This window comes from Sphingobacteriales bacterium, from assembly GCA_012517435.1.
Lineage (GTDB): Bacteria > Bacteroidota > Bacteroidia > CAILMK01 > JAAYUY01 > JAAYUY01.
In genome coordinates, this window is record JAAYUY010000018.1 from 1 (window position 1) to 22,300 (window position 22,300).

The window sequence follows — 22,300 nt, forward strand, 5'->3', positions numbered from 1 at the left end:
CCCATGCAGCCCGATGGCATTAAACCCGATTTCTTTAATCATATCAATGTTAATAAGGTCGATGCCTCCGAGCGGGACAATCTTTTTTTTGGTTGCCCTGAGAAATTCTGCAAGTTTATCCGGTTCTTTGTAGGCATGTTTTCCCCCTTCATAAATACTCCCGAATATCGAATTGAGGAAAAAATAGTCAATATACGAAGCTCCGTTCTCGATTTTACGGGTGCTATGGTATGAGATACTGATGGTCAGATCCTTGTTCTTAATAAATTTTCTGATGCCCAAATACATAAACAGCAAGTCATTCCTTTTTTCCCTTGTGATGTGAATACCACCTAAATTGTAGGTTATGGCAAGCGGATAATGCGAATGCAGCACTATTTTTTTATGATATTCCACGGGAATACCTTCAATGATCGACTGAATACGGTATTCAGGATAACCATATTTACGGAGATGAAGCAAGTCGAGCCCTTCACGAAATAGCTCAGTGTAAATATTGGTTTCGCCTTTGATTTTCTGGTTGTTACTGATGACAACCGTAGTTTTTTTGTCAAAATTCATAGAGGAATTAACTATTCATTGAGATCAAAAATTCTTCGTTGTTTCTTGTATTTTTCATTCTTTCCTGTAAAAAGAGCATGGCTTCTTCAGGATTCATGTCTGATAAATATTTTCTCAAAATCCAGAGTCTTTGAAGAATATTCTTTTCCACCAGTAATTCTTCCCGTCTGGTACTGGAAGCGGGTACGTCAATGGCAGGGTAGATGCGTTTGTTGGCCAGTTTTCTGTCGAGCTGAAGCTCCATGTTGCCTGTACCTTTAAATTCTTCAAAGATCACCTCGTCCATTCTTGAGCCTGTATCAATCAAAGCAGTGGCAAGGATGGTCAGGCTACCGCCAAACTCAACTTTACGGGCAGCACCGAAAAACTTTTTGGGCTTATGCAAGGCATTGGACTCCACGCCTCCCGACAACACTTTACCTGAAGCAGGAGCAACGGTGTTAAAGGCACGGGCAAGACGGGTGATGGAGTCGAGCAGGATGACGACATCATGTCCTGATTCGACCATTCTTTTTGCTTTTTCAAGAACGAGATTGGCTATTTTCACATGCTTTTCTGCAGGCTCATCAAAGGTGGATGATATAACTTCTGCCTTGACATGGCGTGCCATGTCGGTAACTTCTTCCGGCCTTTCATCAATGAGCAGGATAATCATATACACTTCAGGATGGTTCATGGCAATAGCATTGGCAATTTCCTGAAGCAAAACTGTCTTCCCTGATTTTGGTTGTGATACTATCAGGCCACGTTGACCTTTGCCTATCGGACAAAATAAATCTATTATTCTGGTTGACAGTGTTTTACAGTTGGTAGTGATGTCAAATTTTTCATTTGGGAAAAGTGGCGTCAGGTGTTCAAAGGGAATGCGGTCGCGTGCTTTGATGGGGTCTAAACCATTGACTGATTCGAGTCGTATAAGTGCAAAATATTTTTCCCCTTCTTTCGGAGGCCTGATGGTACCTTTAATGGTATCACCTATTTTAAGCCCGAATAATTTTATCTGAGAAGGTGAAACATAAATATCATCAGGTGAGGCCATATAATCAAAGTCAGGAGAGCGTAAAAAACCATAACCTTCAGGCATGATTTCAAGCACCCCTTCGTTGGTAATCAATCCTTCAAAAACATAAGGAGGACGTGGTTTTGGTTGAAATGCACGGTCGGATTCTTCCGGTTCTTTACTTTCAGTTGGTAATTCTTCTTCCGGCTCAATGACAGGTACTTCTGTGATCTTTCTTTCGACTTTTTCAACTTCATCGGCAATAAACCTGTTTATTTCATCTTCAATCGACATCTCAGCTGGTGTGTCTTCCTTTTCTTCCTCTTCAATGATTTCCTGATCCAGTTTGGATGCTTCATTATCAATAAGTTCTGTGTGATTCATTTCTGATTGGGGTTCAGGAGGCAATTTTTCAATTGCCGCGAGGATTTTTTGTATGACTTCTTCTTTTTTCAGGCGTGTATAGTAGGTAACACCGTATTTTTTTGCATATTCATTGACCTCGTTTTTGGTCATTGAATTCAACTTTTCATAAGTGAGCATAATTCAAAGATTTTTAAATAGTTATTTCCATGAAGACTTTTGGGATTCTTAACGGGAAATGGGATATAATTGGAAAAGCAAAGGTATAACATTTTTACAAAACAAATTAATTTTAACGGAAAAATTGCTGATTTTAAATGCAGAAGCACTCATTATCGAATTTAGTATCAGATTATCAATTAATTACAATTGTAAACACATTTACCTGTCTTGTCAATAATCCTGATATTACCCTGCTGTTTTACTATGGCATGCCCGTTCGAAAATGAAGCAGGTTTTTCATATCGCATCGGGATGATAAATTTTCCTTTTGTGTTGATAAAGCCATAAAGTGGAACATCTTCAAGTTTTTGAACTTTGGAAACACAGGCAAGGCCTTCACTGAAGTCGGCAGGAAAATCAAACTGAGGCTTGATGACTATTTTTCCTGTTTTATCAATATAGCCATACTTCGGATTATTCCATGGCTGCACTCTGGCCAAGCCTTCTGAAAAGCTACCTGCATCCAGAAACTGATATGGAATGGCTAAACGGCCAAGAGTGTCGATGTAGCCATATTTATAAGGCCAGGAAAGAGATACGGCTGCCAGTCCTTCGGAAAATGAATTGGCTTGTGCAAACTTTTGAAAAACTATTTGCCCTGATTTATTAATAAAGTATTTATCTTCAACCACTGCAAATCCATTGGAAAACGGTTGTGCTTTGGTGAATTCGCATTCAATGACGATGGCACCATGAATATCGATATAACCATAATATCCTGACTTTTTCACTACTGAGAGTCCTTCCGAAAAGTCGGAAGCATAGTCAAAAGCAGGGGGGATGGTTATTTTACCCTGTTTGTCGATAAAACCGTATTTATTGTTTTTTCTGATTTTTGAAAACCCCTCGGAAAAAGCTGAAACTTCCTGATAATCACCTGTAAAAACGGTATCTCCTTTTTCGTTAAAGCAGTAATAAATATTGCCTTTTTTACCCCATACACGGTTGTCAGAAAATGCAGTAACTTCATCATATTCAAAAGGCTCTACCAAATTAAATTTTTGGTTAAGAAAGCCAAATTTGCCATTCGGCCCTTCGACAGGGATGAGAATTTTTTTTTCCTGAGCATGCAGGGCAGAGGTAAATAGTAAAACGATTAAAACAAAGTAAAACTTAGAGATTACGGGTTTCATAGAATTGAATCATGCTTTAAAAGGCTTGCAAATATAACGCAAATTATGACGGATAAAATTGCAGATAAGTTTCCCGCAGACCATTTTGAGTAAGAGATTTTTTTTAGCTTTGCCCCAAAATAAAATCTACCATATTCATGCAGGAAAGTTTTGTTGTATCGGCCAGAAAGTACCGTCCTTCCACTTTTAAAACTGTGATCGGGCAGGATCATATTACCATACCGCTTAAAAAAGCAGTTTCCAGCGGACATCTTGCCCAGGCTTATCTTTTTACAGGTCCCCGTGGAATAGGCAAAACGACCTGCGCACGAATTCTGGCAAAAGCAGTCAATTGCCTGAACCTGAGTGAAGACGGAGAACCCTGCAATGAATGTAGCTCCTGTAAAACCTTTAATGAACAACGCTCTTTCAATATTTTTGAGCTTGATGGTGCTTCCAACAATTCAGTTGACGATATTCGTGAACTTATCAATCAGATCAGAATCCCGCCTCAGGCCGGAAAGTATAAAACCTACATCATCGATGAAGTTCACATGCTGTCGCCAAGTGCCTTCAATGCCTTCCTCAAAACGCTTGAAGAGCCTCCTGCCTATGCCATCTTTATTCTTGCCACCACAGAGAAACATAAAATCATCCCGACCGTTTTAAGCCGCTGCCAGATCAATGATTTTAAACGGCTTGAAATCAAAGATATCGTAAGGCAGCTTCAGATTATTGCTGAAAATGAGGGAATTAAAGCTGATGATGCCGCCCTTCATATTATTGCTCAAAAGGCAGATGGAGCCATGCGCGATGCACTGACCATTTTCGACAGGCTGGTGAGTGTCAGCGATGGTGAATTATCTTATGATATAGTCATTAAAAGCCTGAATATCATTGATTATGAATATTTTTTCAAAGCTGCTGAACTGATTGCACATAAGAACATTCAGGATATTTTTCTGTTGCTGGATGAGTTGATAAAGCTTGGTTTTGATTGTCTGAATTTTTTAACAGGCCTGAGTGAACATTACCGCAATCTTTTTGTGATTTCTCTTGGAGGAGCTGCTGAATTACTGGAAATTCCTGATTTGATGAAGGAAAAGTTTAAAAACCAGATTCAAATCGTCAGTAAAAGTTTTGCCGTCAATGCACTGAATATTCTGAACCAGTTTGTGCTGAGTTTTAAAGATAGTAAGAATCAAAGGCTTCATACGGAGATATGCCTGATGAAGCTGTGTTATCTGAACGATGCAGTTCATCTTGCAACCGGCTTGCAGGAGCAAAAAAAAAAAATTAATTAAGCCTGACAAAGATACTTTTGTTGAGAAAAAGCAGGAGAATGCTGTTACAGAAAAAGCTGAAGAGCAGGATGTGGCGGCAAATTCCCTGAAAAACCTGAACAGTCTCGAAAAAATATCACAGCATATCAGGTCAAATTCCGGGAAACATTCGCAGGAAAATAATGAAGGAAAAGAATCGGCTGAAGAAGAATTTATTCCTGTCAGCCGGGAAAAGTTTGAGATTGCATGGCAGGATTATCTTGAAAATCAGATCAGTAAAAGCCATCACAACCTGTATATCATTTTAAAAAAGAAGCCACCCGAAGTGATGGCTGACGGCAGCGTGCGTTTTATATTTCCCAATTCTGCCTTGTTGGATATGTTTCAGAAAGAGCGGATCAAATTTGCTGATTTTCTGTTTGAGAAATATCAGATAAGAGGTGTGAGGCTGCATATTGAGATTGAAGCACAGGGTGCGGAGAACAAAGGGGAATACCTGACCAGCCCCCGTGAGATATTTGAATTTATGGCGAAGAAAAATCCGGAAATCATCAATCTGGCAAATGCACTCAGGCTTATTCCCGAATAACAGAAAATCTTACCTTTGCACATATTTTAAAAACTCAATATTTGTTTAAAATACAGGAAAATGACAACAGGAGAAAAAATCATCATGCAAAAAGGGCAGCTCGAAGTGCCCGATTTTCCAATAATTCCCTTTATACAGGGAGATGGGACAGGCCCTGATATCTGGCGTGCTTCCCAGCGGGTATTTGACGAAGCGGTCAGAATAGCTTACGGAGGAAAGAAGGGAGTGGTGTGGAAAGAAGTATTTGCAGGGGAATCTTCATTCAATAAATTTGGCGACTGGCTTCCACAGGAAACCATCAATGCTTTTTCTGAATATCTGGTTGGCATTAAAGGCCCCTTAACAACTCCTGTTGGTGGCGGTATCAGGTCGTTAAATGTGGCCTTACGCCAGATACTCGATTTGTATGTTTGTCTCAGACCTGTCAGATATGTTTCAGGTGTACCTTCGCCTGTGAAACATCCGGAGCTGGTGGACATGGTTATTTTCAGGGAAAACACGGAAGATATTTATTCCGGTATCGAATGGCCTGCAGGGAGTGATGAAGTGAAGAAAGTCATCTATTTCCTTCAGCATGAAATGGGGATAAAAAAAATCCGTTTTCCTGAAACTTCAGCCATAGGTATCAAACCCGTTTCGATTGAAGGGACACACCGGCTGGTGAGAGCCGCCATACAATATGCACTGACAGAAAAGCGTAAATCAGTGACGATAGTCCATAAAGGCAATATCATGAAATTTACGGAAGGCGGGTTTAAAACATGGGCCTATCAGCTGGCAAAGGAAGAATTCAGGCAATATATCGTTACAGAGCGTGAAAGCTGGATAATTGACAACAAAGATAAAAATCCGGCAATCACCACTGAGGAAAATGCCCGCCTGATTGATCCGGGCTATGATATGATGACAGATGCACAGAAAACAGCCATCCGGGCAGAAGTGCAGGAAACACTGAAACTGTATGATATGCTTGGAAATGGCAAATGGAAGAATAAACTGATGATTAGAGATACCATTGCTGATATTACACTGCAGCAGGTTTTGTCGAGGCCGGCAGAATTTGATGTTATTGCCACTTTGAATCTCAATGGTGATTACCTGAGTGATGCCCTTGCTGCACAGGTTGGCGGAATAGGTATCGCTCCGGGAGCCAATATCAACTACGAAAGCGGACATGCTATTTTTGAGGCCACTCATGGAACTGCCCCAAAATATGCCAATCTTGATAAGGTTAATCCGGGCTCAGTTATCCTTTCAGGAGCCATGATGTTTAAATATCTGGGGTGGAATGAAGTCCACGACCTGATCTGGAATGCGCTGGTAAAAACAGTGGAAGAAAAAAAGGTTACCTATGACTTCCACCGGCTGATGGATCATGCAGTATTGCTGAGTTGTTCCGGTTTTGCTTCGGCTATGATTGAAAATATGAAATAGTTTTTTGCATTATTTATGGTAAAGGGTTATTTTTGCTGCATTAAATAACCTGTTTATTTGCACTAAATTTTATTTCATGAAGAAGTTATTCCCCCTTTTTTTATTTTTAATCTCACTTTTAATTTACAGTTGCAGCAGCGATACAAGGGCTACGCTAAACAAAACATTGGACAATTATGATAAAAAGATAGATAGTTTCAGCGTTTTACTCAATACTTTCAACGATCCAAGCCCCGACACTGTCATTCGGAAAATCCGGAATCTTGAAAATGAGTTTTCTCAATTGATACTGTTATCCGATAATGAGATTGAATCGCTCCTGAAACAACTGAAGACTATTCCAAAGAACAGGAAACATCTTGAAAAACGTTATCTGGAGCTTAGGTTAAAAGCCAATTTACTGATGCAGAAGATTATCTCAACCAAAACAAAACATATTGTCGCCCGCCTTGAAGAAGTCAAAAAAAGTTTAAGCCAGACCTATCAAAACATCGACAACCTCGGTCCCGCAGTGAACAATTCCATACAGGAATGGGGTAATAATCAGCTTACTGAAATAGATCAGACGATAAAAGATATACAGGACAAAATGACTATTCAGCTTGATTCCCTGAACCGGCAGTTTCTCGAGCTGAAAAAACAGGAGAAAAAATAGTATTTTCCTTCCCCTTGCATTAGTAAACTTTAATAATGCTTTACTTTTGCACTTCATTTTTTTTTGTCAAAAGAATAAAACATGCTTGTTTCCTATAATTGGTTAAAAGAATTGCTTGACACTGAAATATCAGTTGAAGAATTATCCGAAATACTGACTGCATCGGGTCTTGAAGTGGAAGAAATAAACGCCTATTCCGACTTATCCTTTATTCCGTCAGAGGTAGTAACAGCAAGAGTACTGTCAGTCGAGAGACATCCGCAGGCTGATAAACTTACTGTTTGTACGGTAGATGCCGGAAATACAGGCAGTTACAGAGTGGTCTGCGGAGCACCCAATGTAAAAGCAGGACAAATCACCGCATTTGCTCCTGTCGATACGATACTTACTACTTTTTCAGGGAAAAAGCTCGAATTGAAAAAAGCTGTGATCAGGGGGGTGGAATCGGAAGGAATGCTTTGTGCAGAGGATGAACTGGGGCTCAGCCATGACCATAGCGGGATTATGGAGTTACCACAGGATACAGCTGTTGGAATTCCTGTTAAAAATATTTTGGCAAAATACAATGACTATTCGATTGAGCTTTCTATTACCCCCAACAGAGGCGATGCAATCAGCCATATCGGGGCGGTAAGAGATCTTTCGGCTCTGAAAAAGATAAAGATAAAATGGCCTTCTGTCGATAAATTTTCAATTGATAACAGGCTTTTTCAGTTTGATGTCGATATTCAGTGTCCGGAATTATGCTACCGTTACAGTGGAGTATCTTTATCAAATGTTGAAGTCAAAGAATCTCCTGAATGGCTGAAAAACAGGCTTTTGGTATGCGGTATAAATCCAATAAACTGTGTGGTGGATGTGACCAACTATGTTATGCTGGAGTGTGGTCAGCCAATGCATGCTTTCGATATCGAAAGGCTGGAAGGAAAAAAGATTATCGTCAGAACAGCTTATAAGAACGAAATTTTCAAAACCCTTGACGACAGGGAAGTGAAACTGGCCGGAACTGAAATCATGATTTGTGATGAAGAAAAAGCAGTTGCCATGGGAGGTGTCATGGGTGGTTTCAATTCCATGATTACAGCCGGTACGACTAAGGTTTTTCTGGAAAGTGCCTGTTTTTCACCTTCCGGCATACGGAAGACTGCTTCCATGCATGGCTACTCAACAGATGCTTCCTATCGTTTTGAAAGGGGCACTGATCCTGAAATTACCGTTTATGCACTCAAGCGTGCCGCTATGTTGCTGAAAGAAATAGCCAATGCTGAGATTTCAGGCAATCTGACTGACGTTTATCCATGGAAAAAACCTCCCCGCCAGGTATCTCTTGATTTTAATTTTGTCAACCAGTTTATTGGGACCCGGATAGCTCCCGGTTTAGTTTGTGAGGTTCTTCAATGGCTTGATTATCAAATTATTAATAAAACAGATGAAAGGGTTTTGCTTGAAGTTCCTTCTTACCGTACGGATGTTTTTCGCCATGTGGATGTCATTGAAGATTTCCTGAGAATTTATGGTTTTGATAAAATTGCATTCAGCGATCAGATGAAAGGGCCTTTGCCAAGGGGAAAAGTTGAATCATTCAGCAGTTTCAATGATAAACTCAGCAATTTCCTTGTCGCAAATGGTTTTTATGAGATACTGACACCTTCGTTCATTTCATCTTCCGTGATAAATGAATATCCTGATCAGGGAAAAAAATCTTTGGTGAAAACCATTAATGCCGTCAATGTCAATTTTGACACGCTGAGGAATCATTTTTTATTTTCAGGGCTTGAAGCTTTAAGTTACAATGTGAAAAGGAGCAACTCCAATCTGAAATTTTTTGAATTTGGCAGGATTTATCTGAAAACACCGGAGGCTTATGAAGAAAAAGACCGGCTGGGCGTGTGGATAACCGGAGATATTTTTCCGGAAAACTGGAATGTCAGGGTACAAAAAGCTGATTTTTATTATCTTAAATCAATCATTAACAACATCTTAGCCCTTTCAGGCATTGAAAAGGCCGAATATAAGCAGGTCAATACAGAAGCTGAATGGTTGTCTTATGTGTTTGACATTTGCTATGAAGATTTGATAGTGGCAAGGGCAGGAATGGTTCATCCGGCACTTGCGGCAAAATATGATTTGAAAAACGAGGTATATTATGCAGAATTTGACCCGGTTGTGCTGAAAAATATTAACAGCAATACAAGAATTAAGTTTAAACCACTCAACAGGTTCCCTGTAATTCTGAGGGATTTATCCGTCATTCTTGATGAAAGGATAAAATATGATGAAATTCTTGCCTGTCTGATGCAATTAAAAGAGCCCTTGCTCCAGTCGGTCGGCCTGATAGATTACTTTACGGGAGAAAAAATTGGAGAAGGGAAAAAATCTTATACGATCAGAATTAAATTTCAGCATGAAAACCGTACTCTGAAAGATGATGAGGTGGATGAAATTATCGGAAAAATAATAAATTCGTTGCAACAAAATTTACAGGCACAGATTAGAAAATGAAAGAATTGGAGGAATTAACCGGTTCAATCATGGAGAAAATCAGGCTCCTGACAGAACAAATATCGTCATTAAGGTCTGAGAATGAGGAGCTTATTGATTCCATTTTAAAACTTAAAGAGGAAAATGACCTGTTGAAGCAAAGGGTGTCCGAATTGGAAAATAAACAGTTAAATTTGCACCTTGGATTTTCATTAGAGAAGGAAGAAAAAGAAAGATTGAAAAATAATATAAATAAATTGTTGAACGAGATTGATAAAAGTCTTGAGCTACTGAAGAGTTAACGGAAATGGGTAATCAGATTTCAATAAAAGTAAATATTGCTGACAGAATATATCCTCTGAGAGTTGAGGAAGAGGAGGAGGAGAGAATCAGGAAAGCAGCAGATCTGATTAACAAAAAGATGAGTATTTATGTTGAACAGTATTCCATTAAAGATAAACTTGCAGCCTTGTCGATGTGTGTTCTTGAGGTGATGACCGAGTATCTGACACTTGAAGAACAATCGCAACAGGAGCGTGAAAAACTTAAGAATCATCTGATGGATATTGAGCGGGCGTTGGAGTCTGTGAGTTAAAATTTCCGTTTCAGTTACTGCTTCATTCTTGCCTTTTATCAATCATTAAAAACGAAAGATATGAACTTTGTATTACCACTGATAATCGGATTAGTTGTCGCCTTCCCGACAGGCGTGTTTTTAGGCAGGAAAATTCTGGCCGGAAAACTGAAAGCTTATGAAAACGAGCTGAAAGACAAAGCAGAAGCCCTGATGAAAGAAGCAGAGGAAAAAGCTGAAATCATTAAAAAAGACAAGTTGCTGGAAGCGAGGGAAAAGTTTATGCAGATGAAAGCAAACCTTGAAAGGGAAAATCAGCAGAAAAACAAGGCATTGCAGGAAAACTTTACCAAACTGAAGGAAAAAGAAATTATTCTCAGACAGAAAACAGAAGAAAATCAGCGTAAAGAGCAGGAACTGCTACGGATGCGGGATGAAATTGAAAGGCAGACCGCTCAATTTCAGCGAAAAAAGGAAGAGTTGGATAAAATGCACCAGATGCAGGTAGAGCAGCTTGAAAAAATTGCAGGAATGACGGCCAGCGAAGCCATGGCTCAATTGATGAACAGCCTGAAAGATGCTGCCATCGACAAATCCAAAGCCGTGGTCAAGGAAATATTGGACGAAGCCAAAATAACAGCCAACAAAGAAGCCAAGAAAATTGTCATTACCTCCATTCAGAGACTGGCTTCGGAGACAGCCATTGAAAACTGTATCACTGTGTTTCCTATTGAGAATGAGGAAATAAAAGGACGAATCATCGGACGTGAAGGCCGGAACATCAGAGCACTCGAAGCAGCTACCGGAGTTGAAATTATTGTTGACGACACGCCTGATTCCATCATCATCTCCGGATTTGATCCCATGCGCAGGGAAATAGCCCGCTTATCCCTTCAAAAACTAATCATTGACGGCAGAATACACCCGGCAAGAATTGAAGAAGTGGTCAATAAAACCACCAAAGAAATGGATGAATCACTCATCGAGATAGGAGAGAAAACCTGTATGGAGCTTGGTATTTCGAAATTGCATCCTGAACTGATCAGGTTGGTCGGGAAAATGAGGTACCGCTCTTCTTATGGACAAAATCTGCTGCAGCACTCCCGTGAGACAGCCAACCTTTGTGCCATCATGGCCAGCGAGCTGGGTTTAAATCCTAAAAGAGCCAAACGGGCAGGATTGCTGCATGATATAGGAAAAGTTTCCACTGAAGACACAGAACAGCCTCATGCCCTTCTTGGAGGCACTCTGGCTGAGCGTTATGGTGAACATCCATCCGTGGTGAATGCCATTGCCTCACACCATGAAGAAACTGAAATGACCACATTGCTGGCTCCCATCGTTCAGGTGTGTGATGCCATTTCAGGTGCAAGACCGGGTGCCAGACGTGAAATCCTTGAGTCTTATATCAAGCGTTTGAAAGAAATGGAAGAAATTGCCAATAGCTTTGATGGTGTTTACAAGAGTTTTGCCATTCAGGCCGGACGCGAGCTCAGGGTTATTGTCCAGAGTGAGGTGGTTTCTGATGAAGCTGCTGATGCCATGGCTTTCGACATTTCACAGAAAATTCAGACGGCCATGACCTATCCCGGACAAATCAAAGTGACGGTCATCCGTGAAAAAAGAGCTGTTGCTTTTGCTAAATAGCTGATTTTTTAAATTAAAATTTTTCATCTTGCTTTTTATCATTGCTCATAAAGCTGAAAGAAGGCTGGTTTATGTCTGTGAGGTTTTGTTTCGTCTGATTTTGCAGGTTCCTTACCGTATCATTCCTGCTGATCGGTATTTCAATGATGAGGAGATTAAAAATCTGACGCAGGGACCTTTGATTTTCTATGGCGTTGAGCCTTCGCAAAAATCCATTTATATCCCTTCTTCAGGGCTATTGTCGGAAACCGGAATCCGTACTGAATTGCCTGAAACTTTGCTGAAAAACAATCAACTTTATATCCTCCCACAAAAGCATGAATTTCAGGGTTTTGAGTTTGACCTGTTTTCTGCTTCCTTTTATGTGCTGACAGCTTATTATTTTTATCAGACCAGAGTGTTTGATAAACATGGCCGCTACCTTGAAAACAGTAATTTCCTTGTTCAAAACAACTATTTTTCAGAACCATGGGTACAGGTTTGGGCACTATCTCTTGCCGAAAAAATGAAAGAACTGTTTCCTGAATTTTCCTACGAAAAGCCTGAGTTTGACTGGCGTATGACCATTGATGTGGATCATCCCTTTGCTTTCCTGCATAAGGGATGGAGGGGAATAGCCGGTTTTGCAAAAGATATTATTACTTTGAGGTTCAATAATTTATATTACCGTTCAAGGGCGTTTTACCATCATACTGATCCGTATGATACCTTTTCTTTTATCTGCAATGAACTATCCCCCGAAAAAACTGTTTTTTTCTTTCTCATCTGGAGAGAATCCGGATATGACGGGCATTTTACCTCAAAAAACAAGCATTACCAAAAGATAATTAAACAACTGGCTGGTAATGGATATCAAATAGGTATTCATCCTTCTTATCTGACATTTTTAAGCAGGCAGGCCATCAAGGTCGAAAAGGAGATACTGGAAGAAGTTACAGGGGAAGAGGTTAAAAAGGCAAGGCAACATTTTTTGCGTTATCGCCTTCCTCATACACCTGAAATATATGTAAATGAAGGAATTACAGATGATTTTAATGCTTTGAATGCCACAGTTCCGGGTTTCAGGTTTGGCATGGCTATCCCTTTTAAATGGTACAACCTGAAAGAAGACATCATGACATCGCTGACCCTTCAGCCCGAAATGGTCATGGATGTGACACTTCAGAATTATCTTCGGCTAGACCCCGTGCAGGCTTTAAATACCATCATCCGTCTTATAGAAAAAGTCAGGCAATATGGTGGAATCTTTTCCATGTTATGGCATAACAGCAGCCTTGCTGAAATTCATGGCTGGCAGGGCTACCGAAAGGTTTTTCTGGACGTAGTCAGCTACCTGAAACAACAGAAACCTATCTGATTATTTTTGCCTGAAACTGACGGAAGTTCCTTTGTTTAAATCAAACAAAACATTGATAATGAGCTTTTTGTCGAGGTTTATTTGTCCTTCATAAAAACAATCCTGATTGTATTTGTTTTCTTTGGTATGCCTTTCCCATTGTCCTTTGTAATTGGCAAGATTGACGATTTCGATAAAGTGTTCCCCCTTTGGAGCTGTAATGGAAATTGAATTCTTCTGACTTTGTTTATGCTCCGGAGAAACTGCTGCCAGTTGATGATCAAGGTAAATTTCGGTTTTGGTCAGGTGATTAAAACCTCTTTTTATGCCTTCAAATGAATAGTTGACGACAATAGTACCTTCCTGAGATGAAACTGCTTCTTTTTGGATACAGGACGATAACAAGAGCAAAAAAATCAATATCTGTTTTGTTTTCAGCAAGCGGTTTAAATTTCTTTAGACATATATTGCAAGGGTGAAAATAAGAAAATCAAGGGGTTAATCATTAAATTCAAGTTGTTTGCCGTTGAAGAATGGAACATTGGCAAGGTTAAGAAAACTCAGATTGCCACTGACAAAAGTGGCAAAAACTGATGATTGCAATACTTGTCCTTCAAGAGGTGACCACCCGCATTTTGAGAGGATGTTTTCCTTGTTAACCTCCATTGATTTATCGGGAGAAACCAGCACGAGGTCGGCCCAGTAACCTTCCCGAATAAAGCCCCTGTCCTTTATTTTAAAGGCTAATGCCGGATGATGGCTGGTAAATCTGACAATTTCAGGTAAAGTAAATATTCCTTTTCTGTAAAATTCAAGCAGGCCCGGGAGAGAAAACTGGATAAAAGGAATACCGGACGGACAGTCGGGATAGGGAAGCATTTTCTCGTCAAGGGTATGAGGGGCATGGTCGGTGGCTATCATGTCAAGAACCCCATCTTTTAAGCCTTTCAACAGGGCGGTTTTATGCTCTTTGCCTTTAATGGAGGGATTACATTTGATCTTCCCCTGAAAAAGTTCGTAATCAGAGGTATCGTAAAGCAAATGATGAACGGTGGTTTCGGAGGTAATGGCCTTTTTTGCAACATCAGTCTGATGATCAAGAAGTTGCAATTCATCAAGGGTGGAAACATGGGCCAGGTGGAGGCGGGTACCGTATTTCCGGGCAAGCCTGATGGCGTATTGACTGGCTTCAAAACAAGCCTGTGCAGAGCGGATGTCGGCATGGGCAGAAAAGGGAATCTCTGAAGAATATTTTTGCTTGTAAGATTTCAGGTTTTTTTGTATAATGTCCTCATTTTCAGCATGAACGGTAATTATTCCGGGGACTTCAGTGAAAATTTTTTCTATCATACTTTCATTATCCACCAGCATATTTCCGGTAGAGGCTCCTAAAAAGACTTTTATTCCGGGTGCTCCGTTTTCTTTTGCTTTTTTCATTTCTTCCAGATTGTCATTGGATGCACCGAGATAGAATGAATAATTTGCACGTGAACTAACTGATGCCAGTGAAAATTTTTGTTTTAAAAGTGGAATACTGAGCGTTTTTGGCTGGGTATTGGGCATATCGATAAAGGAAGTAACACCACCGGCTACCGCAGCATGCGACTCGCTGAATATATCAGCTTTGTGTGTCAGTCCTGGTTCCCTGAAATGTACATGCACATCTATCACACCGGGGAACAGCCATTTCCCATTTGCATCAATTTCAATAAAATCAGATTTTATTTTCGGAATCTGTCCTCCGATAAATTCGATATGTCCCTTACGAATATAGACAGAAGCATAAAATTCATCCCCTTCGTTTACGACAAGGGCATCCCGAATCAGGTAATCGGGCATATAGTGTGCTTAGCTGAATTTAATGACAATGGGCATCAGCAACATGATAAGCTCTTCATTTTCATTTTGCTGTGCAGGAGTGATAGTTCCCGGACGATTGTGCATATTCAGGCTGATCAGTGCTTCGTCATGATCGATGGTGCTTAGCATTTCGATTAAAAAGCGGGAGCTGAAGCCAATTTCCATCTCGTCTCCTTCATATTCACAGGACAGCCTTTCATGGGCTTCATTGGCATAGTCGAGATCCTGAGCGGTTAGTTGCAGCTCGCTGGCACTAATGTTAAATTTAATCTGGAAAGTGGTTTTATTGGCAAAAATCTGAAGCCTGCGAAGGGAATTGATCAGGTCTAAACGGTTAACAAGCAGTTTATTGGGTAAATCAACAGGGATGGCAGATTGATAATCGGGAAATTTTTCATCAATCAGGCGGCAAACAATAGTAAAATCGCCAATGTGGAACATGGCATTGGTTTTATTGTACAGAATTTCAACATCATTTTCAGCATCGCTCAGTGAACTTTTCAGCACATTGAGTGCTTTCCTCGGCAAAACAAAGGAGGATGGTTCTTCTGAAATCAGGTCTTTTCTGGAGTATTTCACCAGTTTATTGCCGTCAGTGGCTACAAAATTAAGGCCTTCGGGAGTCATTTCGACAAACATACCTGTCAGGGCTGCTTTTAATTCATCATTGCTGATGGCAAAATGTGTGGCGTTGATACCATTACTCAACACCTTTGCAGGAATAACAAATTCAGTGGCATCTACAATCACCGGAAATTTTGGGAAATCATCTGCTATTTCACCGGTAATTTTATATTTTCCGTTGTCAGAAGTCAACTCAATGGAGTTATTGGCTTCATTGATGGTAAAAGTAACCGGTTGCTCGGGCAATGATTTCAAAATGTCGATAATCATCTTGGCCGGAACAGCTATTTTACCGTTTTCCTTTGCTTCCACAGGGATTACCCCTTGGATGGAAATCTCTATATCGGTGCCCACAATACGAAGCTTCTGGTCTTCCACTTCAAAAAGAAAATATTCAAGAATAGGGATGACCACTTTTGATGCGATAACTCCGTTAATGATCTGAAGTTGTTTGAGCAATGTGCCGGTAGATACAATGAATTTCATAAGTCTTTTTATTATTTAACGTTTATTTAACCAAGTAGATTGGCAGCAAATATAAATTATTTTTCTGAGAGAAAATTATCGGGTTTTAATAAAATTTCACTTAAACGAAGCGTTTGAACCAACAATATATCCCCCTGCCGGCTATCTGAAAGTCCGTAAAAATATTCTTTATCTATACCAGGCATTAATTCGGCTTTTGTTGTGTTGTCGGTTGGTTTAAAATAGAGTTTCAGCCAATGCCTGTTTCCTTTTTTACCTGTGGCTTCCACGTAAACCAGAGGTGTAGCCCGAAGCAGTGAATCTTTCAGTTCTTGCTTTATATTTTTATCAGCAGCAACAAAACTCAGCTCTGTCAGGGCATACAGAAATGATTTAACCCTGATGGCAGAAGCTTTGCCAAATGTTTTCCCGTCCTGAAAATGAAGGAGCGAAAAATTGTTTATTCCATTGATTTTCAAAATAAAAGAACTGTCGGGCTGGGTAGAGTACTGTATGTTAACCTCCCGGATTTCGCCTGATTTAAACGGGAAAAGATTCTTTGATCGCCATTCGTCTTCCTCGCAGAAAAAATATCCGTCAGACAGGTAGCCATACCATCCCGGTATATGAATGATGTGGGGCTTACGGTTGCCTTTTGCCAGCGACATATAGGTACCCAAATTATCTTTGGTCGGGCCGCCTACATAGAATACATGAAAAGGGCGTTTTTTGTTTTTATGATATAGCTCCACTTTGGTGCTTCCTGCTGCCATGTCTTTGATAATATTTTCCTTAGCTGTTTCTGGAACAGGGCTTTTTATCTCCATTTTTGCCAACACTTCGAGCATCGAACTGATTCTGACCGGATGTGCTTCATATTTATTATTGACCAGCCATTTTCCTGACTGGTGGGTTAAAATGACTGAATTCCCTTTCATGTCGGCAATGAATACTTTATATATGGAAGCAGTATCCTTTACCTGAAAAGCATCGACTGGCAGGTCTATCGTATTCTTACGGTTATTGTTGACAATCAGGATAGAAGCAATCAGAAGGATGGCAAAAACTACCAGATTGACTACGGTTTTCCTGTTAAATCTTTTGTTTTCCTGCATAACGGTATTTTCTGAAAATATTGAATACTAATCCGAAAAGCATCACCACGATAATGGGTAAAACAAGATTCACAAACTGCCACTGAGCCTTGTCGCGTTTGATTTTTGCTTTGTCGAGCAATCTAAGCTTGTATTCCTTGCTCCTGAGTGCCAGAATGCCCGTATCGTCCAGTAAATAATCCGCAGCATTGAGTATCAGGTTTTTATTCCCAAAGGTTTGCTTCGTAAACCGGTCGTATCCCAATGGGTAAATCTGTTCCTTGATACGGCTGACCTGGTTGCTGATCACATCTCCGTCTGAAATGAAAATCATTTTTGTCGGTTTTCCTTCGGCTACAAAATTACCGTAGTCTTTACTGTTAAGGGTTTCTGCCGACAAACGGTTCCTGAAAAGTGAATTGAATTTTCCTTCGACCAAAACGGCAAGTATCTGCTGACCTTTGTTGAAAGTATTAAAATCGGGCTTTGTCCTCGTTTCAGCCAGGCTGATAATGGCCGGATGATATACCAGCCTCGATTGAGGTGAAGAAGTTAGTAACACGGTTTTCTTTATTTTCTTGTTCCCCACCGTATCAATGGAATTGGCAAACTGAAACAGGATGGCATTCAGTTTACTGACGATAGGATGAGTATTTTCAGGAAACACAAGCGGAAAATAGAGCCATGGGCGAAAGTCCTGCTGAGGTGTTCCCTGATTGATGATCAACGGGATAAGATGGCATTGAATATCCTGAACAAGATTGTAATTCAAACGTATGCCATAGTTGAAAAACATATCATTCAGGTTCAGGTTGTAATCCATTGTGGAAGTGTAGCCGGTCTGACCCAGACTATCGAGTTCGGCCAGCAGTGTTTCGACAAGCCAGATGACTTTGCCTCCTTTTACCACAAACTGGTCAATTTTGTATTTTTCGAGTTCAGAGAAAAATGAGTCGGGCTTTGCAACAATAATCAGGTCAATATTGTCGAGTACACCCACCTTGTAAGCAGGAAGGTTGATGCGTTTTACATCATAATATTCCGACAGGGTTGCAAAAATATCGGCTGTGTGTTGTTCATCAAGTTCTCCATGACCCTGAATGAAAGCTATGGACGGTTTTTTCTTTTCAGAAAGTTTTCGGAAAGTATTGACAAAATTAAATTCAAGGGAGGTAATAGAGTTGTGTATCACCTGTTCCGGAGGCAAACCAATTTGCTGATTCAGTAGTTTTACGGGCAATGATTTTTCTTTGTAATACACTACAGCACCAGGAAAAATGATTTTTTCCGATGATTTACCTTCTGAACGTACTTCAAGGTTGACCGGTTCCAGTCCTTCGTTGATAAGCTGGCGATAAATATTTTCCTGATCTTCCTCATTTTTTGCCGATAATGGGTCAATGAAGGTAAATTCAAGCTTTTTCCCTGAATAAAACCTGATTTCTTCGAGCAGTTGACGGGTGGATTCGCGAAGTTTACGGAAGCCTGCAGGCAATTCTCCATCCAGATATACCCTTACATAAATTTTATCATCGATTTTTTTCATCAACTCTTTGGTAGGCTGGCTGAGTTTGTAACGTTTATCTTTTGTCAGGTCGAGGCGGAAAAAATAATTTTGAAAGATAATGTTAATCAGAATGATAATGCCTGCCACAACGGCTGTCTGAATGTAGGTTTCCCTTTTCATCTGCTGAATGTCTTTCATGGCACTACCATTTACGTTTTTCGATAATCATTTTAGCAATAACAATGAAAAGAGCGGAGAAACTGATAAAATAAAGCAAATCGCGGCTGTCAAGTACACCTCTGCTGATGCTGATGTAATGTGTGTTGATGCTGAGATATTCCAGAACGGGATCAATGGGGCTGATGACTATCAGACCTCTGAGCAGGTCGAGCAGGAGATAGAAGAAAAAGCTTAAAAGCATGGAAATGATAAATGCAATAATCTGGTTATCAGTAATTACTGAAGTAAAGATACCGATTGCAGCATAACTGCTTCCCAACAACAACAAGCCAATGTAAGAGCCCCAGATGCCACCGCTGTCAACATTTCCGACAGGTACGGCAAGATGGTAAACCGAATAGTAATATATTAATGTAGGTATAATGGAAATGGCTATCAGCGTAATGCTGGCAAAATATTTCCCGAGCAGGAGTTGAAGGTCGTTGACAGGTTTTGTCAATAAAATTTCAAAAGTGCCCGATTTTCTTTCTTCTGAAAATGTTCTCATGGTTATGGCAGGCACCAGAAAGAGAAATACCCAGGGAGCTATCTCAAACAATTGGTCGAGGGTGGCATAGCCGGTGGCGTAAATGTTTGTTTCAGGAACTATCCAGAGAAATATCCCGTTGATAGCAAAAAAGACTATGATAACCAGATAACCGATGATTCCGCTAAAAAAACTCTTTATTTCTTTCAGATAGACTGAAAACATTGTGTTTATGGTTTTTGGGTTAATTGTTGAAAAATCTGTTCGAGGTTCCCGGTTTCCTGACTTAGTTCAAGGATGATATTGCCTGAGCTGACCGCAAATTCATAAATTTTTTCTCTGATTTCAGCATCTTCAGAGGTGATAAACCAGTAATTGTCTTTGTATAAAATATCTTTAACCGGAAGCGAGGAAAGGGATTCCTTTTCAACGGTATTTTTAAATCTTACTCTGACAGTAGCAAGACTAACAGGCATTTTCAGTAGTTTTTCAGTGATGTCGTCAGCTACAATTTTTCCTTTATCAATGATGATTATCCGGCTGCATATTGCCTGAACTTCCTGAAGAATGTGAGATGAAAGCAAAACGGTTCTGGTTTTCCCGATTTCCCTTATCAGGTTTCTGATGTCAACAATCTGATTCGGGTCGAGACCTGAAGTGGGTTCATCCAGTATCAGCACATCGGGATTATGAATTAGTGATTGAGCAAGTCCTACCCGTTGCCGGTATCCTTTCGAAAGCTGCCCGATTTTTTTATGTTTCTCGTCTCCAAGTCCTGTCATCTCAATCATTTCTGCGATTCTTTTCTTCCTGTTGCCCTTCAAATGATGGAGTCTGAAGAGAAATTCAAGATATTCAATCACATAGAGATCATTGTAAAGTGGATTTTGTTCGGGTAAATAGCCTATGGTCTGCCTGATTTTTAGTGGTTGGTCATATATGCTGATACCGTTTACGTAAGCCTCACCGGATGTGGGCAGGGTGTAGCAGGCCAAAATCTTCATGGTGGTTGATTTTCCCGCACCATTTGGGCCTATAAATCCTGCAATTTCACCTTTGTCAATCTGAAATGAAACAGAGGATATGGCTTCCTGGTCCCCATATTTCTTTGTCAGATTTTTAACTTCGATTGACAATGTCTGCTACGATTAAATGGTTTTATCTGCCTGCAAATTTCAGGTAAAAATGTCAATGCCAAAAGGTATTTATTCACCGGGCAGGTCAAAGAATTTATTTCCGATGTAGGGGAGGAGCGAAGTATTTTTTTCGATTAAAAGAGCTCTGATGCCTGCATTTTCAGCTGCTTCCACATCACGTGGTGAATCTCCGATTAAAAAACTTTGTTTCGGGTCGATCTGATACATGGCTATGGCTTTTTCAAGCAACAGGGTGCCCGGTTTGCGGCAAAGGCATCTGGAGGTGCTTTCATGGTGGGGACAATAAAAAAAGTCATGAATATGAACGCCATAACTCTTAAAAAAATTGCTGATGATTTTATGCATCTGCATGACATGTTTATGCTGATAGCGTCTTTTGGCTATTCCCGCCTGATTAGTAATAACGATCAACAGATAGCCTTTCTCTTGTAAAATCTGGCAGGATTCGACAATATCTTCAACAAAATCAATGTGTTCCGGTAAAAAATTGTAGTCGCCCCTTTCACTGATAATTACTCCGTCACGATCAAAAAATATGGCCTTGTTCATTTTTGGTTCCGCCAGAATGTTAATTAAGAATATTTAAGGCTTCGAAGTTAAGATAAATTAACGTTTTGTAAACGATTCATTGAAAAGGCTTACTTTTGTAGTAAAATCAACCATTGACAATTGTGCCTGAATCTTTAGTCATTATACCGACCTACAATGAGATAGAGAACATTGAGGAAATGATCCGCAAAGTCTTTTCATTGCCAGTATATTTTCATCTGCTTGTCGTGGACGATAACAGTCCTGACGGAACTGCCGGATGTGTCAAAAAACTGATGTCGGAAGAATTCAGCGAACGCTTGTTTTTACTCGAACGCGAGGGAAAACAGGGTTTGGGAACTGCTTATATTGCCGGCTTTAAATGGGCCATTGAGCATGATTATCAGTATGTCTTTGAAATGGATGCTGATTTTTCGCATAATCCTGACGACCTTGTCAGGCTTTACAATGCCTGTTCAAGATATGATTACGATATGGCGATTGGCTCCCGGTATATCAGCGGGGCTAATGTGGTCAACTGGCCTTTGAAACGGGTCTTGTTGTCTTATTATGCCTCACGCTATGTCAGCATCATTACCGGAATGAAAATCAGGGATGCAACGGCCGGTTTTGTTTGCTACAAGATTGAAGTATTAAAAACTCTCGAACTCGATAAAATCAAATTTAGAGGTTATGCTTTCCAGATAGAAATGAAATTTCTGACCTGGCTATATGATTTCAAAATCATTGAAATACCGATTATCTTCACCGACCGTACACGGGGAGTATCTAAGATGAGTAAGAAAATCATCAAGGAAGCTTTCTGGGGCGTCATTCAGATGAAACTGAACAGTCTTTTCAGGACCTATGAAAGAAAACTAAAATAATCCCCCATTTCAGTTTCCGGCTTATTCGTCTCTGATGATGACACTATCCTGCCAGCTTTTTGTATTGTTTTAGGGTTACTGTTCAGCTGCCAATTGTTATTGTTACCGCGAATAAACGCAGATTAGACCGCTGATCTTCGCGAAAATTAGCGTTTCATTAGCGAGAATTAGCGGTTTATTTCTTTTTAGGAAAATATAAATTATTGATATTAAAC

Annotated in this window: 21 protein-coding genes; 10 read left to right on the top strand and 11 right to left on the bottom strand. The window is 40.1% G+C overall.

Annotated elements, in window-relative coordinates:
- From GX437_00960 to GX437_00970, 3 genes are all read right to left on the bottom strand, one after another.
- Nucleotides 1-561: hypothetical protein (locus tag GX437_00960; protein NLJ06215.1), on the bottom strand; the 561-nt coding region annotated here is incomplete at its 3' end.
- Between the two features lie 7 nt (nt 562-568).
- Nucleotides 569-2,104 carry a transcription termination factor Rho gene (locus tag GX437_00965; GenBank protein ID NLJ06216.1) on the bottom strand — a complete coding sequence of 512 codons (1,536 nt, stop codon included), beginning with the start codon at nt 2,102-2,104 and terminating at the stop codon, nt 569-571.
- Between the two features lie 179 nt (nt 2,105-2,283).
- The gene (locus GX437_00970) at nt 2,284-3,279 is read right to left on the bottom strand and encodes a WG repeat-containing protein (GenBank protein ID NLJ06217.1); all 996 of its coding nucleotides are present in this window, start codon (nt 3,277-3,279) and stop codon (nt 2,284-2,286) included.
- Between the two features lie 137 nt (nt 3,280-3,416).
- On the opposite strand from GX437_00970, the gene dnaX reads away from it, so the two are divergent.
- The 9 genes from dnaX to GX437_01015 all read left to right on the top strand — a co-directional run bounded on the left by dnaX (nt 3,417) and on the right by GX437_01015 (nt 13,278).
- The gene (dnaX, locus tag GX437_00975; protein ID NLJ06218.1) at nt 3,417-4,562 is read left to right on the top strand and encodes a DNA polymerase III subunit gamma/tau; all 1,146 of its coding nucleotides are present in this window, start codon (nt 3,417-3,419) and stop codon (nt 4,560-4,562) included.
- Nucleotides 4,510-5,130 carry a hypothetical protein gene (locus GX437_00980; GenBank protein NLJ06219.1) on the top strand — a complete coding sequence of 207 codons (621 nt, stop codon included), beginning with the start codon at nt 4,510-4,512 and terminating at the stop codon, nt 5,128-5,130. The genes dnaX and GX437_00980 overlap by 53 nt, the downstream gene beginning before the upstream one ends.
- 60 nt (nt 5,131-5,190) lie before the next feature.
- Nucleotides 5,191-6,564 (top strand): NADP-dependent isocitrate dehydrogenase, encoded by a 1,374-nt coding sequence (gene icd, locus GX437_00985; GenBank protein NLJ06220.1) that lies wholly within the window; start codon nt 5,191-5,193, stop codon nt 6,562-6,564.
- A 76-nt stretch (nt 6,565-6,640) separates the two neighbouring features.
- Complete coding sequence (locus tag GX437_00990; protein NLJ06221.1) at nt 6,641-7,219, top strand: hypothetical protein; 579 nt, start codon at nt 6,641-6,643, stop codon at nt 7,217-7,219.
- Nucleotides 7,220-7,300: 81 nt separating this feature from the next.
- Entirely contained in the window at nt 7,301-9,721 is a 2,421-nt protein-coding gene (locus GX437_00995) for a phenylalanine--tRNA ligase subunit beta (GenBank protein NLJ06222.1), read from the top strand.
- Nucleotides 9,718-10,002, top strand: a complete 285-nt coding sequence (locus GX437_01000) for a hypothetical protein (GenBank protein ID NLJ06223.1) — start codon at nt 9,718-9,720, stop codon at nt 10,000-10,002. Before GX437_00995 ends, GX437_01000 begins: the two co-directional genes overlap by 4 nt.
- 5 nt (nt 10,003-10,007) lie before the next feature.
- Complete coding sequence (locus tag GX437_01005; protein NLJ06224.1) at nt 10,008-10,295, top strand: cell division protein ZapA; 288 nt, start codon at nt 10,008-10,010, stop codon at nt 10,293-10,295.
- A gap of 60 nt (nt 10,296-10,355) precedes the next feature.
- Nucleotides 10,356-11,921, top strand: coding sequence for a ribonuclease Y (rny, locus tag GX437_01010; GenBank protein NLJ06225.1), 1,566 nt, complete (start codon nt 10,356-10,358; stop codon nt 11,919-11,921).
- A 28-nt stretch (nt 11,922-11,949) separates the two neighbouring features.
- Nucleotides 11,950-13,278 carry a hypothetical protein gene (locus GX437_01015; GenBank protein ID NLJ06226.1) on the top strand — a complete coding sequence of 443 codons (1,329 nt, stop codon included), beginning with the start codon at nt 11,950-11,952 and terminating at the stop codon, nt 13,276-13,278.
- Here the strand turns inward: GX437_01015 and GX437_01020 are convergent, their stop codons facing one another.
- The 8 genes from GX437_01020 to GX437_01055 all read right to left on the bottom strand — a co-directional run bounded on the left by GX437_01020 (nt 13,279) and on the right by GX437_01055 (nt 21,219).
- Entirely contained in the window at nt 13,279-13,668 is a 390-nt protein-coding gene (locus GX437_01020; GenBank protein NLJ06227.1) for a hypothetical protein, read from the bottom strand.
- An 87-nt stretch (nt 13,669-13,755) separates the two neighbouring features.
- Nucleotides 13,756-15,096, bottom strand: a complete 1,341-nt coding sequence (locus tag GX437_01025; GenBank protein NLJ06228.1) for a dihydroorotase — start codon at nt 15,094-15,096, stop codon at nt 13,756-13,758.
- A 9-nt stretch (nt 15,097-15,105) separates the two neighbouring features.
- On the bottom strand, nt 15,106-16,227 hold the full coding sequence (gene dnaN, locus GX437_01030; protein NLJ06229.1) for a DNA polymerase III subunit beta: 1,122 nt from the start codon (nt 16,225-16,227) through the stop codon (nt 15,106-15,108).
- Nucleotides 16,228-16,283: 56 nt separating this feature from the next.
- Nucleotides 16,284-17,321: a hypothetical protein gene (locus GX437_01035; GenBank protein ID NLJ06230.1), complete on the bottom strand. Its 1,038-nt coding sequence runs from the start codon at nt 17,319-17,321 to the stop codon at nt 16,284-16,286.
- Nucleotides 17,299-19,005, bottom strand: a complete 1,707-nt coding sequence (gene gldG, locus GX437_01040; protein ID NLJ06231.1) for a gliding motility-associated ABC transporter substrate-binding protein GldG — start codon at nt 19,003-19,005, stop codon at nt 17,299-17,301. The genes GX437_01035 and gldG overlap by 23 nt, the downstream gene beginning before the upstream one ends.
- Nucleotides 19,006-19,009: 4 nt before the next feature.
- Complete coding sequence (gene gldF / locus GX437_01045; protein NLJ06232.1) at nt 19,010-19,738, bottom strand: gliding motility-associated ABC transporter permease subunit GldF; 729 nt, start codon at nt 19,736-19,738, stop codon at nt 19,010-19,012.
- Between the two features lie 5 nt (nt 19,739-19,743).
- Entirely contained in the window at nt 19,744-20,649 is a 906-nt protein-coding gene (locus tag GX437_01050) for an ATP-binding cassette domain-containing protein (protein NLJ06233.1), read from the bottom strand.
- Nucleotides 20,650-20,718: 69 nt separating this feature from the next.
- Nucleotides 20,719-21,219, bottom strand: a complete 501-nt coding sequence (locus GX437_01055; GenBank protein NLJ06234.1) for an HAD family hydrolase — start codon at nt 21,217-21,219, stop codon at nt 20,719-20,721.
- A 122-nt stretch (nt 21,220-21,341) separates the two neighbouring features.
- Between GX437_01055 and GX437_01060 the strand changes: the two genes are divergently transcribed.
- Entirely contained in the window at nt 21,342-22,085 is a 744-nt protein-coding gene (locus GX437_01060; protein NLJ06235.1) for a polyprenol monophosphomannose synthase, read from the top strand.
- The last annotated feature ends 215 nt before the right edge of the window (nt 22,086-22,300 follow it).